We start from the raw sequence: 15,198 nt of genomic DNA, 5'->3' as shown, positions 1-15,198 counted from the left end.
TTTATTGGAAGTATTTTTGTTTTTAATTGATAACTTTCTTTGTTACAGTTATACCATCATTTGAAGTAATTTGCACTAACAACACTTCGTTAGACAATCCACCATTAATGGTTGTTTGATTGGCATTAATGTTTGTTTTCTCTTGTAACAATCTACCGCGAATATCAAACACCTTTACACTAGCCATCTCTGTTGTTCCGGAGTTGATTACAAACTCATTATTTTGGTTGTAAATAACCACCGTATTAACAGTAAAAGATGGGTTAGATAATTGTGATTGGTATACAATTTCAAAACGATTATTGAACGTTCCAGCGTCAGAAGCAAAATTATAAGCTCCTGTTTGTAAATTATGCTCGGTTACTAACAAATTATCTTTAAGATAAATTGGTTGTGCTCCATCAGTAAACAATCCATCCACATGATCAATCGCAATTGTGTAGCTTCCTGCTGTAGTTACTTTGAAACTTAACGGAATTACATCAGAAGCATTAAATGGCAATGATTTACCTTGAATTGTGTATTCTGTATTATCTAAAATAGAATTCAATAATACATTACCTGTATTGATGTTCTTTCCGTCATAAAGATCTACACCATCAGTGGCATTGGTCATGTAACCTGCTGCCATTTGTGAAAATGCACCCGAAGTATTGGTTAAGTTCAACCAAAATCTATTCGTTTCATCTACATCATTAGTAACATTGGTACCTGTTTTAAAGAATTGATTTGCATTATCATTCGAGCGCTGAACGTTTTTAAATTCAAGAGCCGTAGCTGCTCCAGTTGCTTCAACAAAGAAACCTTGACCAGTTCTGATTATTCCGTTTGGATTAAATACCTGAGCTTCACTGTTTGTAGTAAAGGTACCTCCTGCCCATGAGCAATAGGCATTATTAGAGGTGTTGTTATTCGTTTCTCTCCAGAAATACAATGTTCCAGTTATTTTGGTACTATTATCTGATACGAATTGTGACATTGTGATTGGCGATGGGTAAGGATTTCCAACAAGATTAAATCGTTGTCCGGCACCACCATTAGTCATTGTATAAGTAATATCCCCATTATTAGGAACTCCAGTAAAAGTAGCATTCCAAACAGTAGCAGCTGTTGGGTGATTCCATGGCATACGTATTAAATATCCTTTTGCCGGAGCAAATGGAACGTTATTACTGTCTGTACCGTTAACTCCATTAGGATCCAAACCAGTCAAACTAAATCCAACATCAGCATTATTGTATAGATTGGTGTTAGTTCTGTAAACATAAAATCTGTTTCCGAAAGTAAATGGAGAAAAAGCGTACAATCCTTGACCTGTAACCGGTGATGACCATAAAGTATAGTCTAATCGCTTTAAAGCAGAAGAATTACGTTTCACAACAATATTCCCTGAATTTGTAAGTGTATTGTTCTGAATTAAATTAGCATTATTATTCAACGTAAATGTGCTTCCAGAATCAACTGTTAATCTACCGTTTAAAGTAACATCAAATCCTGATGAAACTGTTACTACTGCATTGTTAGTCAATCTTAGTGAACAAGCTGCAAAATCAGAAGCTAAAGTAGCCGAAGAACCGTCAAACAAAACAGATTTTGTAGCAGATGGAGATCCGTTAGACCAAGAAACACCACCGTTAGTAGAAGTTGTAGCATCAATTGTAACTACTGCTGAACCACTATTTCCGATTCCGACACATCCATTAGCATCGGTAACTGAGGTTAACGTGTATGTTGTAGTACTCGTCGGCGCTACTGATATATTCGTGCCACTTACATATCCACTAGCACTTCCTCCAGAATACACCAAACTATAAGGTGATGTTCCGCCAGTGATGGCTACTTGAATATTTGTTGGGCTTCCTGAGCATATTGCCGCTGATCCAGAAATTACAGAAGCTGTAGGTCTTGGATTAACAGTAACGCTTGAAGTTGAAGCGCTAGCTTTACATCCAAAAGCATTGGTAACTTCAACATTATAAGCTGTATTTACAATTGGCGCAACTCCAGTAGGGTTTTGAGTACTTGACGTAAACCCACTAGGTGTAGATGTCCAAGCATACGTAGTTGGAATTACAGTACCCGTTACCGTTACGTTGTCAATTGCCCAATACCAATCCCAAGTGGCATCATATTTAAATCGAATAGAAACTGTAGGTTGATTAAGATATGAAGCTAAACTTATAGTTACAGGTGCAAATGCATTATCAGCTCCCTCACTTGCACCCGTGTACGTGGCAATTGCTGTCCAATTAACACCGTCCGTTGAAACTTGAACGATAGCGCTATCTGTAGAAACATTACGGAAGTAATGGAAAAAGCTTAAAGAAGCTGCACTCAATCCAAACGTACTAAAAGATGGTGATTGTAAAGTTGTAGCTGTTGTTGAACCCGATCCTTGCGCATCACTATTACTTAAATAAAATTGTGAAGCATCGTTACTATTGAATACATCCACATCATAAGTATATCCATTGGCTCTCAATGTCCAAGCGGCATTTGCCGGTGTACCTAGGGTACTGGTATTTGTTGTAGTCCATCCTGCTGGCGCACTGTTAAAATTTTCATTTAATAAGGGAACTGTTGGAGAATTACTTGTGGCGCTTGATGTTAAATTAAAATTACCACCGCTACAAATAGTACTGGCACTTGAAGAAGCCGTTACAGCTGTAGGTACTGGGTTAACTCTTAATGTTTTACTAGCGGTTGCGATACCACAAGAACCACCACTAGTAGTTAATGTTAAAGTAGCATTCCCCGAAAAAGCAGTTGGTGGTGTCCATGTAGCATTAAGGTTTGTAGCACTAGGAGTAAAAGTTCCTCCAGCCACACTAGAACTCCAAGTCCCACCTGTTGCAGAACCTCCAATGCTTCCGCCTAAACCAGCAGAAGTACCACCTTGACAGATTGCACTTAGAGCACTACCCGCATTGGCAGTAGCTTGTGAACATCCTTTTAAACTTACTCCTGTCATTGAACCAAGGGAGTTACCACTCATAACTGTTGAACACGTCGAAGAAGTATTTGAAGTTGGTACAGTTCTATTTAACACTGCATTTCTAATTCCGTCGGTATTGTCAATATCTTGTTGATTTTCATTAGTAAAATTCGCAGGAAGTGTATCTAAACTTCTTTGACCTAAATTAGCATTTCTAACGGAGCTCAAAACATATATTGCCTGATCGTTTGCATTTATAGTTAGAGCAGTACCAAAAGCAAAAGTACCAACCTGAGTTGTACCACTATCGTAGTTTCGTGTATTGGTTAAAGATGTTGTCTGATCTACATAATCAAAAACTGCTGCCCAAACCGTTGTCCCTCTTGTAGTTCCGCCTGTAATAGAATAAATAAGATTAGAACCACTTGCAGCATCTAATCCAGCTTCATTTAAATAATAGATAGCGGTATGTTGACGAATAGTAGTCGTACCCATATTTCCAGAAGCTAATGTCATCGCCTGACCACCGTAAGTTATGGAAACTGTTCTAGCAGCAACTGCAGATTGACTTGATGCAATTGCTACAACTAATACTCTATTACTCCCTGAACCTGCAGGAACTGTGTAAGCTGTAGTGGCTCCACTTCCGGTAGCATTGTATAAATTACTCCAATTTTGCAATGTTGTTACTTGCGCAAACAAATTGGATGTTTGAAAGAAACAAAACAGCACGAAAACTACTGCAGTTACTTTAGAATTTTGTACTAATGTTTTCATTGAGACTATATTAAATTATTAAAAAAACTTAATTTTTAAAAGACAAACCAATTAATTTTTTTTGACATAAAAAAATATTTAATCGACAAAATGCAAATATTGACGTTAAAAAGCGTTAAATTTTGTGTTTTGTAAGTTTTTAGGCTTTGTTTTTGAGAATTGTTTTGGCTTTAAAAAGCAAAAGTACTGCAAGGAAAACTTACATTAAATTAAACTCGATAAAATAACATTAAACTCGTTTAAGTGTTAAAATGAGTATCCATCAAATAAAAGCACAAAAAAATCCCCACTATTGCTAGTGGGGATTACTTTATAAGTTGAAGAAGAATTATCTAATAACTTTCTTGGTAACAGTAACACCATTATCGGAAGTAATCTGAACCAACAATACTTGGTTAGATAAACCGCCACTAATTGTTGTTTGATTGGAGTTGACACCACTTTTCTCTTGTAGCAATCTTCCTCTGATATCAAAAACTTTCACGTCCTTCATAATGGTTTCACCCGAGTTAATCACAAAATTATTGTTTTGAGAATAGATGATAACATTGTTCGCTGTAAAACCAGGATTCTCGATGCCTAACTGCGATTGGAAAACAATTTCAAAACGGTTATTGAATGAACCTTCAGTAGAAGCAAAACTGTAAGCACCTGAATTCAAATCGTGAACCGTTCCTGCTAGATTATCTTTTAGATAAATATCCTGAGCTCCATCGGCAAACAAACCATCAACATGGTCGATCGCAATCGAATAATTCCCTGCTGTAGCTGCTTTAAAGGCTAATGGTACAACATCTGAAGCATCAAATGGCAAACTTCTTCCTTGAATCGCAAACTCTTCGTTATTCAAGAAAGAGTTCAAAGCTGTTGGGTTGTCATTAAAGTAACGACCATCAATAGCAGCATCAATTCCTTGTGTAGCGCCAGTCATATAAGCAACCATCATCTGATTAACACTTGTTGTAGCATCCGATAAGTTTAACCAAATTCTGTTGCGCTCGATAGTAGTAGTTCTTAAGAACTGATTATCATTATTAGGAATACGTTGTAGGTTATTGAATTCTATAGAAGTAGAAGTCGCTTTCACAATAAAACCTTGACCTACTTGAATCGTTCCATTTGGAATAATATTCAAAGTATCACCTCCTGAAGCTACACCACCTGCAGTAGTATACGTTGCATAAGAAGGTGCTGCATTATTATTCGTTTTTCTCCAGAAATACAATCCGTCTCCAGGCGTCAATGGATTATCTCCAATATTGTTATCACCAATAAACGTATCTGCATCTATAGTTGATGGATAAGGATTTCCGATAGCATAATAAGAACCATTATTTAAACTTGAAAGCGTAACAGTTCCGTTGTTTGGAATCCCAGTAAATATTCCTGTCCAACTGGTTGGAGCCGTTGGGTGATTCCATGGCATACGAATTAAATAACTAGTTCCCACCGCAAATGGCACATTATTAGAATCTGTTCCATTTACACCATCAGGATTAGTACCTGTTACAGCAAGTCCAGCTCCTGCATACAAATCTGTTGATGGATTGTATACATAAAAACGGTTGGCAAAAGTAAATGGAGAGAAGGCATATAACCCTTGACCAGTTACCGGAGAAGACCATAAAGTATAATCTAAACGCTTCAATGTAGCTGAATTACGTTTTACAATAATATTACCTGTATTGTTATTTGTTGTACCTCCTTGAAATAAGTTGGCGTTGTTATTTAAAGTAAATGAACTACCCGACTGAACACTTACAGCACCAGTCAAAGTAACATTAAATCCTGAAGTAACAGACACTACAGCATTGTTCACTAAGCTAAGAGCACAAGCTGAAAAATCAGCACCGATAGTTCCGGTCGATCCATCAAAAACTGCAGTAGTTGCACTTGATGGTGTTCCATTATCCCATGTGATACCACCATCTGTTGTTGTAGTAGTTACTGATGCAATTACTGCACTACCAGACATTGTAGTTGAATAGTTACAAGGAGCATTAGCATTAGTTGCCTCTACTGTATACGTTCCAACAGCCGTTTGAGGACCAAACGAAATAGCACTACCGGTACCCGCTACTGGAGATCCTGTATCAACACCTCCTATTTTCAACTGGTACGTTATGTTCAATTGAGAATTAGCCAAGCCAACCACTACTCCCGAACCACCAGAGCAATAAGCCCCACCACCAGTAACTGCATATGCAGTAGGTTGCGTACAAACTACATTACCATTGAAGATAAAGTCGTTGATACTACCTGTTCCTCCCGCATTAGTAGCACTATAACCATATATTCTAAAAGTTATAGGTGATGAAACGTCATCAAAATCAACACCAGATAATGATAAAGTTTCTGTACTTGGAATATTATTGCCTGTATTAGTATACACTCCTAAATCAGTAGAAAAACTATTTAAACTGGAACGAACAGCAAATTTTGTCGGCCCAGAACCTGACCTCTGATTTGTGAAAATTAAATTTTCAAAATTAATACTATAACCAGTACCTGGAGTCAACGATAATTCGATGTAGTCGTCGTTATCAATTGAAGTCGATAAAGTCCAGTTAGTATTAGTATATCTATCATTTCCTGTAGCACCGGAAATTCCTGCACCTCTCACAACACCACTAACTGTAATATTTGAATTAAAAGTTTGTCCTGTTGTATATGGACTCGTATTACCAGGCGAAGTACCTGTTATTGTGTTGGCATAAATACTTACAGGTGACAATGTCACAACAATAGAACCACTAGTAGCTTGAGTTAATGAACCCGAATTCGCATTCAAAGTATAAGTACCTGCAGCATCAAATTGAATAGCATTAAATGTAGCAACTCCAGCCACAGCTGCAACAGAAGTTGTTCCTGATAAAGTACCCAATCCTGATGCTTTTGTAAGCACTACTGTTCCTGTATAGTTAGTATCCACACTATTGTCTGCTCTTCTAACTTCTACTGTAAAGGATGCTAAGTTAACTCCAGCATTTCCTGTAGCTGGTGTGCCTACAAAAGCTAATTGCGTTGGCGCACCTAATACTGTAAATGTTGCACTAGTTCCTGCTGTTAAAACATCACCGGCATTTCTTGTAGCAGTCAATGTAACTCCAGTTCCCGCTGTAGCCAAAGTAACTCCACTAACAACGATAGAGTTTGTTGCAGCCAAAATAGTTCCTGATACTGTTCCTCCAATGGCACCGGCATTCCCGTTTGTTGTTAAATCAAAGGTAGTTCCAGCAATTACAGTTGTAGGTATATTATAAGCATCTTGTGCCTGAACCGTTACGTTAAACAACCCTGTAGCTGAAGGAGAAGCAGGACTAATCGACGTAATTACTAGTTTAGTAGCTACTGAAACAAAACCATTGTCTTTTCCTAAACCGAAATATTGTGTTCCTGATGTTAAGTCAGATGGTGTCGCATTTGTAGTGCTAGTGTAGGTAAATGGATTACTTCCAGCGGCTGTAGCAACAACCGTAGACCATGAAGCTCCGTTGTAAAACCCGATTAAAGGTGTTGTTCCGCCAGCAAAGTTTGAACCAAAAGTATCTGCAGTGTTATACTGTCCTACTACGGATAAATTACTACCTCCAGCTACGGCCTCACTAACTTGCCATCTTCTGTTTACAACTTTAGTATTATCAAATGGAGTCGCATACGTACCATCTAAAACATTGATTCCGTAAACATCCGAAGTTCCTCCTGTGTTATTTAAGATAATAGGATTATAAGCTGTATTTCCCACTGGGAAAGTAACCGCTCCTGCTCCAACAGTTCTTTTTAATTGTCCCGTACTATTAGTTACAAGATAATTAGTACTGCTGGCAGTGATGCTTCCGGAAGCACCAACAGTAAGATTGTTGGCTCCAAGAGTAATTTTTCCTGAAGTTAAAGCCAACGTTTGATTTACCGTTACATTGTTTACCAATGTTAAACCTAAACTATTATTTAAAGTAAGAAAATCAAAAGTAGAGGCTCCTGTTAACGTTTGCGCTAAAGTTCCATTAAATTGAACTAATCTAGAACTTGGTGTGAAAGTACCCGAATTACTCCAGTTACCGGCTACATTAAGATCCCCTCCAACTTGAGTAGACAATTTAAGTGTAGCACCAGAAGCTATAGCAACATTACCCGTTACCGAAGTCGTTGCTGTTGTAGCGTCCATGTCATAAGTACCTCCTAAAAGGTTAAGATTTCCTGAAACAGCCGTAGTGCCATATACGCCAGGACCACTTCCTAAATATATGGTACCGGCACCTACTGTAAGATTACCAGCTATTGCCCAGTTTCCGGCAACACTTCCTGTTCTAGAAACAAAACGACCTGAGCTATTCATAGTAAAATCATACGCATTGATAGCGCCAAATGAACTTACATCAGAGGCGCTAGTAAACGTATAACTGTTTCTGCTAAAAGGTGGCGTGGTACCACTTGTAGTTGAACTTACGGTGTAGTATCTGTCCCAACGTGCACTTGCTCCAATAGTAGTTCCTGCACCAGAACCCGGATTTTCTGTTGGTACAGAAGCATAAGCTCCACCTCCAGAATAAGCTACATATCCAAACCAGTTGAAAGCAGCTGGCATTCCACCAAGTGCAGACCATGGAATGGCTACCTCTTTCGTACCACTTGCAGAAGCATAACTTCCAAAAGCAGCCGTTGGTGAAGACCATCCTCCTGAACCATCTGCTGTACGATACTCTCTGTAACCGTCTTTAAAATATACGACCATATCGGCACGGAATTGCAGGTTGGCAAAGTTCGAACCGTCATAATTATTATAACCTGTTAGATTTCCATCTGCATTGGTTCCTCCATTTACAGGAGTAATAGGATTTTTATCTAAATACAAAACTGTTCCTTCAGCTGTATTAGTTCCTGTAAGTCCGATATACAAATTAGTTGCATCCCAGTTCATATACCAGGTTCCGGTAGCACTTGACTGTTGGTTATTTCCGTTAGTATGGGTTCCGTATTCGTTAGCAGTAATCACCCCGTCAATTCCGGAAGCACTTGTAGTTGTAAGATTTTGTGAAGCTGAATTTGCACCTGCAAATTCACCCACAGTATATTGTGATGCTGCTCTAACTCTATAATAATACGTTGTAGTTTGGCTTAAACCAGTTACGTTTAGAGAATTCGTAGCCTGACCTGAAACATATAAATTATTATATCCTGAAACCAATGAAGTAAATGCCGCATCCGTAGCCACATCAACTCTATATCCAGTTACACCTGAAACAGCTGTCCAATTAGCTGTAAAACCTGCACTACCAATAGCTGTTGCAGCACTTGAAGTTGGCACGGCAGGAATTGGGTCGATTAATATATTATCAAAATCAACATTCCCAGTACCATTACTCATTGCAAACTTTAAGTCCGTAAGAGAAATTGAAGCTGTTGTAGCAGCAATATCGTTGAACTCTTTTGTAGTGCCAATCCATAAATCATAAGTATCATTAGCAACAGTTTCATAAGTACCGTCCGGCGCTCTATAAGTTAGTGTAGCTCCTGAATTATTAATTGCCCATAAAACCGTTTGTGTACCCGTATAATTAGCAGTATTTGTACTTCCGGTAAGGTTTCTTAATGAAAACTGCCCAGCAGTTGCAGTCCAATTTACACCCAATCTAGAGTGAGTTGAAGCACTAGCTTCTGCAGAATTTGCAGTTCCGTAACCACTACCAACCTGAAGAGTTCCAGCAGTTGTTTGCGCCACCGAATTACCAGATACGGCAATATCAAAACGATACAACATGCTTCCTGGAGTAGGTGAAAAATCAGAAGTTCTACTAAATGCTCCTGCATTAGCGGTTCTAGCAAATCTCAATTTGTTGGATGTAGTAGTATTGATAGACAATACGGTACCTGCACCCGAAGTAGAAATAGCATTAAACTGCCCATTGGTTGGTGTAGTTGCGTTGACATAACTTGATACCGTAGTAGAACTACTGAAATCTTGTTGTAGCAACTGTGCATTTCCACTAGCAGCAAACGCCAACACAAAGACCAACACAAGACTTGCTCTGAGTTTGTTAAAAGAATCGCCACTAAAAGCAGCATCAATCTTGGTAAAAATTTTCATAAATCGTTAGGTATTAATTATTCTATATTTATTCAATTTGGTTATTAAAAGGGACTTGTATTATTGCAAAAAAAGAACCTGAAAGAAACATCAAGTTCGTCTTTTTTAGGGGTCGATTTAGGGACGATAAAACTACAACAAAAAACGATAAAACAACTACTTCAAACGATTAAATCGATGAAAATCTACATAGTGTAAGAAAACAGAGGTTAAAGCTATAAACTGTCTGAAATATAGTCATATATTCCTCATTTTTTTAAGGTTACCAAAGTGTTACCTAGACGCCTTTTTAACGCTACTCATTAAGGTTCAACTACTAAAAGCTAAATAGTCTGTAGAAAATTATATTACGTATTGTTGGCAATCAAAAGTTGTCACAAAAAAAATGAAATTAAAAAAATTGTGACAAAAGGTGTCACAAAATATTCATTTGAAAAAAAAATTGTGACAGTTTGTGTCACAAAATATTCACTTGAAAAAAAATTGTGACACTAGTAAAATCTCTGCCCGCTTAGACGAAAAAAAAGTGGCGCTACAAAATACTCTGAAAGCAAAAAACCTCTTCATTGCTGAAGAGGTTTTTCTACTATTTTACAGGAACATTATGCTTGTCCGGCCGTTCCGAAATTCAACGGGATTTGAGGTTGTTCGGTGTCTTTGATTTCGCCGTTGATTTGTTCAAATCGGTGGATGTTTTCACCCAAAGCTTTCAGAAATCTTTTGGCGTGTTGCGGTGTTAACACAATTCTTGATTTTACTTTGGCTTTAGGCACGCCCGGCATCAGCGTTACAAAATCGACTACAAACTCGGAAGCAGAGTGATTGATAATGGCTAAGTTAGAATAAATGCCTTCTGCTGTTTTTTCATCCAATTCGATGTTGATTTGTCCTTGTTGTTGATTATTATCGGTCATTTGATATTAGATTTTAAATATTAGATTTTAGATATTAGATATTAGATATTTAAAATTTAACATCTAAAATCTAATATTAAAAGCCACTAATTTAGAATTTAAAATAGTGGCTTTTATTTATTTAACTAAAAATCTTTCGATTAGTAGATATACTCTTCTTTACTGGCCATGATTTCGTTGTAGTCTTCTTTAGAGCCTACGATCGTGTGATCGTAATCTCTCATACCGGTTCCGGCAGGAATTCTGTGTCCAACGATTACATTTTCTTTAAGACCTTCAAGCGTATCCACTTTACCAGCTACAGCTGCTTCGTTTAATACTTTTGTAGTCTCTTGGAACGATGCCGCAGAGATGAATGATTTAGTTTGTAACGATGCTCTAGTAATACCTTGTAATACCGGAGTTGCTGTAGCCGTAACTACATCACGCGCTACTACTTGATTTTTATCATTACGTTTCAACAACGAATTTTCATCACGCAATTCACGTGGAGAAACAATCTGACCTGGTTTTAACACTTCAGAATCACCTGCATCTTCTACCACTTTCATTCCGTATAACTTATCGTTTTCTTCCAAGAAATCGGCCGTGTGGATCAATTGCTCCTCAAGGAACAACGTATCTCCCGGATCCTGCACTTGAACTTTACGCATCATCTGACGAATAACCACTTCAAAGTGTTTGTCGTTGATTTTTACCCCTTGTAAACGGTATACCTCTTGAATTTCGTTTACCAAATACTGTTGCACAGCTGATGGCCCTTGGATTCTTAAGATATCTTCCGGAGTAATAGCACCGTCTGATAAAGGCACACCCGCTTTTACGAAGTCATTTTCCTGAACTAGGATTTGACTTGATAATTTCACTAGGTATTTCTTGATTTCACCAAATTTAGATTCGATGACAATCTCACGGTTACCTCTTTTGATTTTCCCGAAAGAAACCACACCATCAATTTCAGAAACTACCGCTGGGTTGGAAGGATTACGAGCTTCTAACAACTCGGTAATTCTTGGTAAACCTCCTGTGATATCTCCTGCTTTAGAAGAACGACGTGGAATTTTCACAAGGATTTTACCTGCTTTAATTTTCTCTCCATCTTCTACCATAAGGTGCGCTCCAACTGGTAAGTTGTAAGAACGGATTAATTCTCCGTCTTTACCATAAACCAATAAGGTTGGGATTAATTTTTTATTTCTTCCTTCAGAAATTACTTTTTCCTGGAAACCAGTTTGCTCATCGATTTCAACTTGGAACGATTGTCCTTGTTCTAAATCTTCGTAAGCAATCTTTCCGGTAAATTCTGAAACGATTACTCCATTATACGGATCCCATTTACAGATGATAGCACCTTTATCAACTACATCACCATCTTTTACACTGATGACAGAACCGTAAGGGATATTATGTGTACTTAAAAGAATTCCGGTTTTAGTATCGACTAATTTCAATTCTGTGGAACGAGAAACAACGATGTCAACTTTATTACCATCTGCATCTTCTCCAACAACCGTTTTCAAATCTTCGATTTCTAATTTTCCACCAAATCTTGCTACAATAGTAGATTCTTCAGAAACACCACCTGCAACTCCACCCACGTGGAAGGTACGAAGTGTCAACTGTGTACCTGGCTCTCCAATAGATTGAGCAGCGATAACTCCGACTGCTTCTCCTTTTTGAGTCATTTTTCCGGTGGCTAAGTTTCTTCCGTAACATTTAGCACAAATTCCTTTTTTAGCTTCACATGTTAAAGGCGAACGAACGTCCACTCTTTCCAGCGGCGATTCTTCAATAGCTTTAACAATAGCTTCGGTAATTTGTTCTCCTGAATGTACTAAAATTTCGTTATTCAACGGATTGATAACATCTTGCAATGCTACACGACCTAAGATTCTTTCTCCTAACGTTTCAACGATTTCTTCGTTTTTCTTCAATGCAGAAACATCTATTCCTCTTAACGTACCACAATCTACAGAGTTTACGATTACGTCTTGAGAAACGTCATGTAAACGACGTGTCAAGTAACCCGCATCCGCCGTTTTCAAAGCGGTATCCGCAAGTCCTTTACGTGCACCGTGCGTAGAAATAAAGTACTCTAAGATCGATAATCCTTCTTTAAAGTTAGAAAGAATCGGGTTTTCAATAATTTCTCCACCACCAGCAGTTGATTTCTTAGGCTTAGCCATCAAACCACGCATACCTGTTAACTGACGGATTTGTTCTTTAGAACCCCTTGCTCCAGAGTCAAGCATCATATACACTGAGTTAAACCCTTGTTGGTCTTCTCTAATGTTTTTCATTGCTAACTCGGTCAATTGCGCATTGGCAGAAGTCCAGATATCAATAACTTGGTTGTAACGTTCGTTATTGGTAATAAGACCCATGTTATAATTTACAGAAATAGCTTCAACTTGTTCACGCGCATCTGCAATCAATTTTGGTTTTTGCTCCGGAATTCTGATATCTCCTAATGAGAAGGACAAACCACCTTTGAAGGCGAATTTATACCCCATATCTTTCATTTCATCAAGGAAAGCTGCCGTTGTAGGAACATCAGTCACTGCAAGGATTTTTCCGATAATGTCACGTAAAGACTTTTTAGTCAATACTTCGTTGATATATCCTGCTGCTGGCGGAACTACTTCATTAAATAGTACTCTACCTGCAGTAGTTTGGATGATTTTGTATACTAATTCTCCATTTTCATTAAAATCTTTAGCTCTGATTTTAACACGCGCGTTCAATTCAACTCTTCCTTCATTGATAGCGATATTACACTCTTCAGCAGAATAGAATGTTAACCCTTCTCCTAAGATTTGATGTTCTGGAACAGATAATCTTTCTTTGGTCATATAATAAAGACCCAATACCATGTCTTGTGATGGAACCGTAATTGGTGCACCATTCGCAGGGTTAAGAATATTATGTGATGCCAACATCAATAACTGACATTCAAGGATAGCTTCTGGTCCAAGTGGCAAGTGAACGGCCATCTGGTCACCATCAAAATCCGCGTTAAACGCCGTACACACTAATGGGTGCAACTGAATTGCTTTTCCTTCAATTAATTTTGGTTGGAAGGCTTGAATTCCTAATCGGTGCAAAGTAGGAGCACGATTTAGCAATACTGGGTGACCTTTGATTACATTTTCAAGGATATCCCAAACTACAGGCTCTTTTTTGTCGATTATTTTCTTAGCTGATTTTACTGTTTTAACAATTCCTCTTTCGATTAACTTACGAATAACGAATGGTTTGTATAGTTCAGCAGCCATGTCTTTTGGCAGACCACATTCGAACAATTTCATTTCTGGTCCAACAACAATTACCGAACGAGCAGAATAATCCACACGTTTTCCTAATAAGTTTTGACGGAAACGACCTTGTTTTCCTTTTAATGAATCTGATAAAGATTTCAATGGTCTGTTAGATTCTGTTTTAACTGCAGAAGCTTTACGTGTGTTGTCAAATAAGGAATCTACCGATTCTTGCAACATACGTTTTTCGTTTCTTAAGATAACTTCCGGAGCTTTGATTTCCATCAATCTTTTCAAACGGTTGTTACGGATGATTACTCTTCTGTACAAATCGTTCAAATCCGATGTTGCGAAACGACCACCATCAAGCGGCACTAAAGGACGCAACTCTGGCGGGATAACTGGAACCACTTTCATAATCATCCATTCTGGACGATTTTCGCGGTTTTTATTTGAATCACGGAAGGACTCCACCACTTGAAGTCTTTTTAGGGCTTCTGTTTTTCTTTGTTTTGAAGTTTCGTTATTAGCAGCGTGACGCAATTGGTATGATAACTCATTCAAATCGGTTCTTGCTAACAAGTCCATGATACATTCAGCACCCATTTTGGCAACAAACTTATTCGGATCAAAATCATCCAAATATTGGTTGTCTTGTGGCAATGAATCTAAAATGTTCAAATATTCTTCTTCCGTAAGGAAATCAAGTCTTGATAATGATTCTCCTTCTGCATTTACTGCAATACCGGCCTGGATTACTACGTATCTTTCGTAGTAGATAATCATATCTAATTTCTTAGATGGCAAGCCAAGTATGTAACCGATTTTGTTTGGCAAAGAACGGAAATACCAGATATGAGCAATAGGCACCACCAAATTGATGTGTCCTACTCTATCACGACGTACTTTTTTCTCAGTTACTTCAACTCCACAACGGTCACATACGATTCCTTTGTAACGGATTCTTTTGTATTTTCCACAAGCACATTCAAAATCTTTTACAGGACCGAAAATTCGTTCGCAGAAAAGACCATCACGTTCTGGCTTGTGAGTTCTATAATTAATTGTTTCGGGTTTTAGAACCTCTCCTCTTGACTCCGCCAAGATAGATTCTGGAGACGCTAAACCAATTGAAATTCTGTCAAATCTCTTGATTGCAGTTTTATTGTCTCTGCTATTATTTCTATTATTCATCATAGTTTTTACTATTGATTTATTTGCAATTAAAAT

The 15,198-nt window shown here is 37.9% G+C and carries 4 protein-coding genes; all 4 read right to left on the bottom strand.

The window, feature by feature from the left end; genetic code table 11:
* Positions 1 to 22: 22 nt before the first annotated feature.
* Positions 23 to 3,712: a T9SS sorting signal type C domain-containing protein gene (locus ACULEU_RS03330; protein WP_445454033.1), complete on the bottom strand. Its 3,690-nt coding sequence runs from the start codon at positions 3,710 to 3,712 to the stop codon at positions 23 to 25.
* A 328-nt stretch (positions 3,713 to 4,040) separates the two neighbouring features.
* The gene (locus tag ACULEU_RS03325; protein WP_445454032.1) at positions 4,041 to 9,797 is read right to left on the bottom strand and encodes a T9SS sorting signal type C domain-containing protein; all 5,757 of its coding nucleotides are present in this window, start codon (positions 9,795 to 9,797) and stop codon (positions 4,041 to 4,043) included.
* Positions 9,798 to 10,399: 602 nt separating this feature from the next.
* Positions 10,400 to 10,711 (bottom strand): DUF3467 domain-containing protein, encoded by a 312-nt coding sequence (locus ACULEU_RS03320; RefSeq protein ID WP_445454031.1) that lies wholly within the window; start codon positions 10,709 to 10,711, stop codon positions 10,400 to 10,402.
* A 140-nt stretch (positions 10,712 to 10,851) separates the two neighbouring features.
* Positions 10,852 to 15,165 carry a DNA-directed RNA polymerase subunit beta' gene (rpoC, locus tag ACULEU_RS03315; RefSeq protein WP_445454030.1) on the bottom strand — a complete coding sequence of 1,438 codons (4,314 nt, stop codon included), beginning with the start codon at positions 15,163 to 15,165 and terminating at the stop codon, positions 10,852 to 10,854.
* Between the last annotated feature and the right edge of the window lie 33 nt (positions 15,166 to 15,198).

The sequence above is a fragment of the Flavobacterium sp. 25HG05S-40 genome (genome assembly GCF_052654735.1).
The sequence above is the reverse complement of the archived record's forward strand: the minus strand, read 5'-3'. Positions and strand labels throughout refer to the sequence as shown.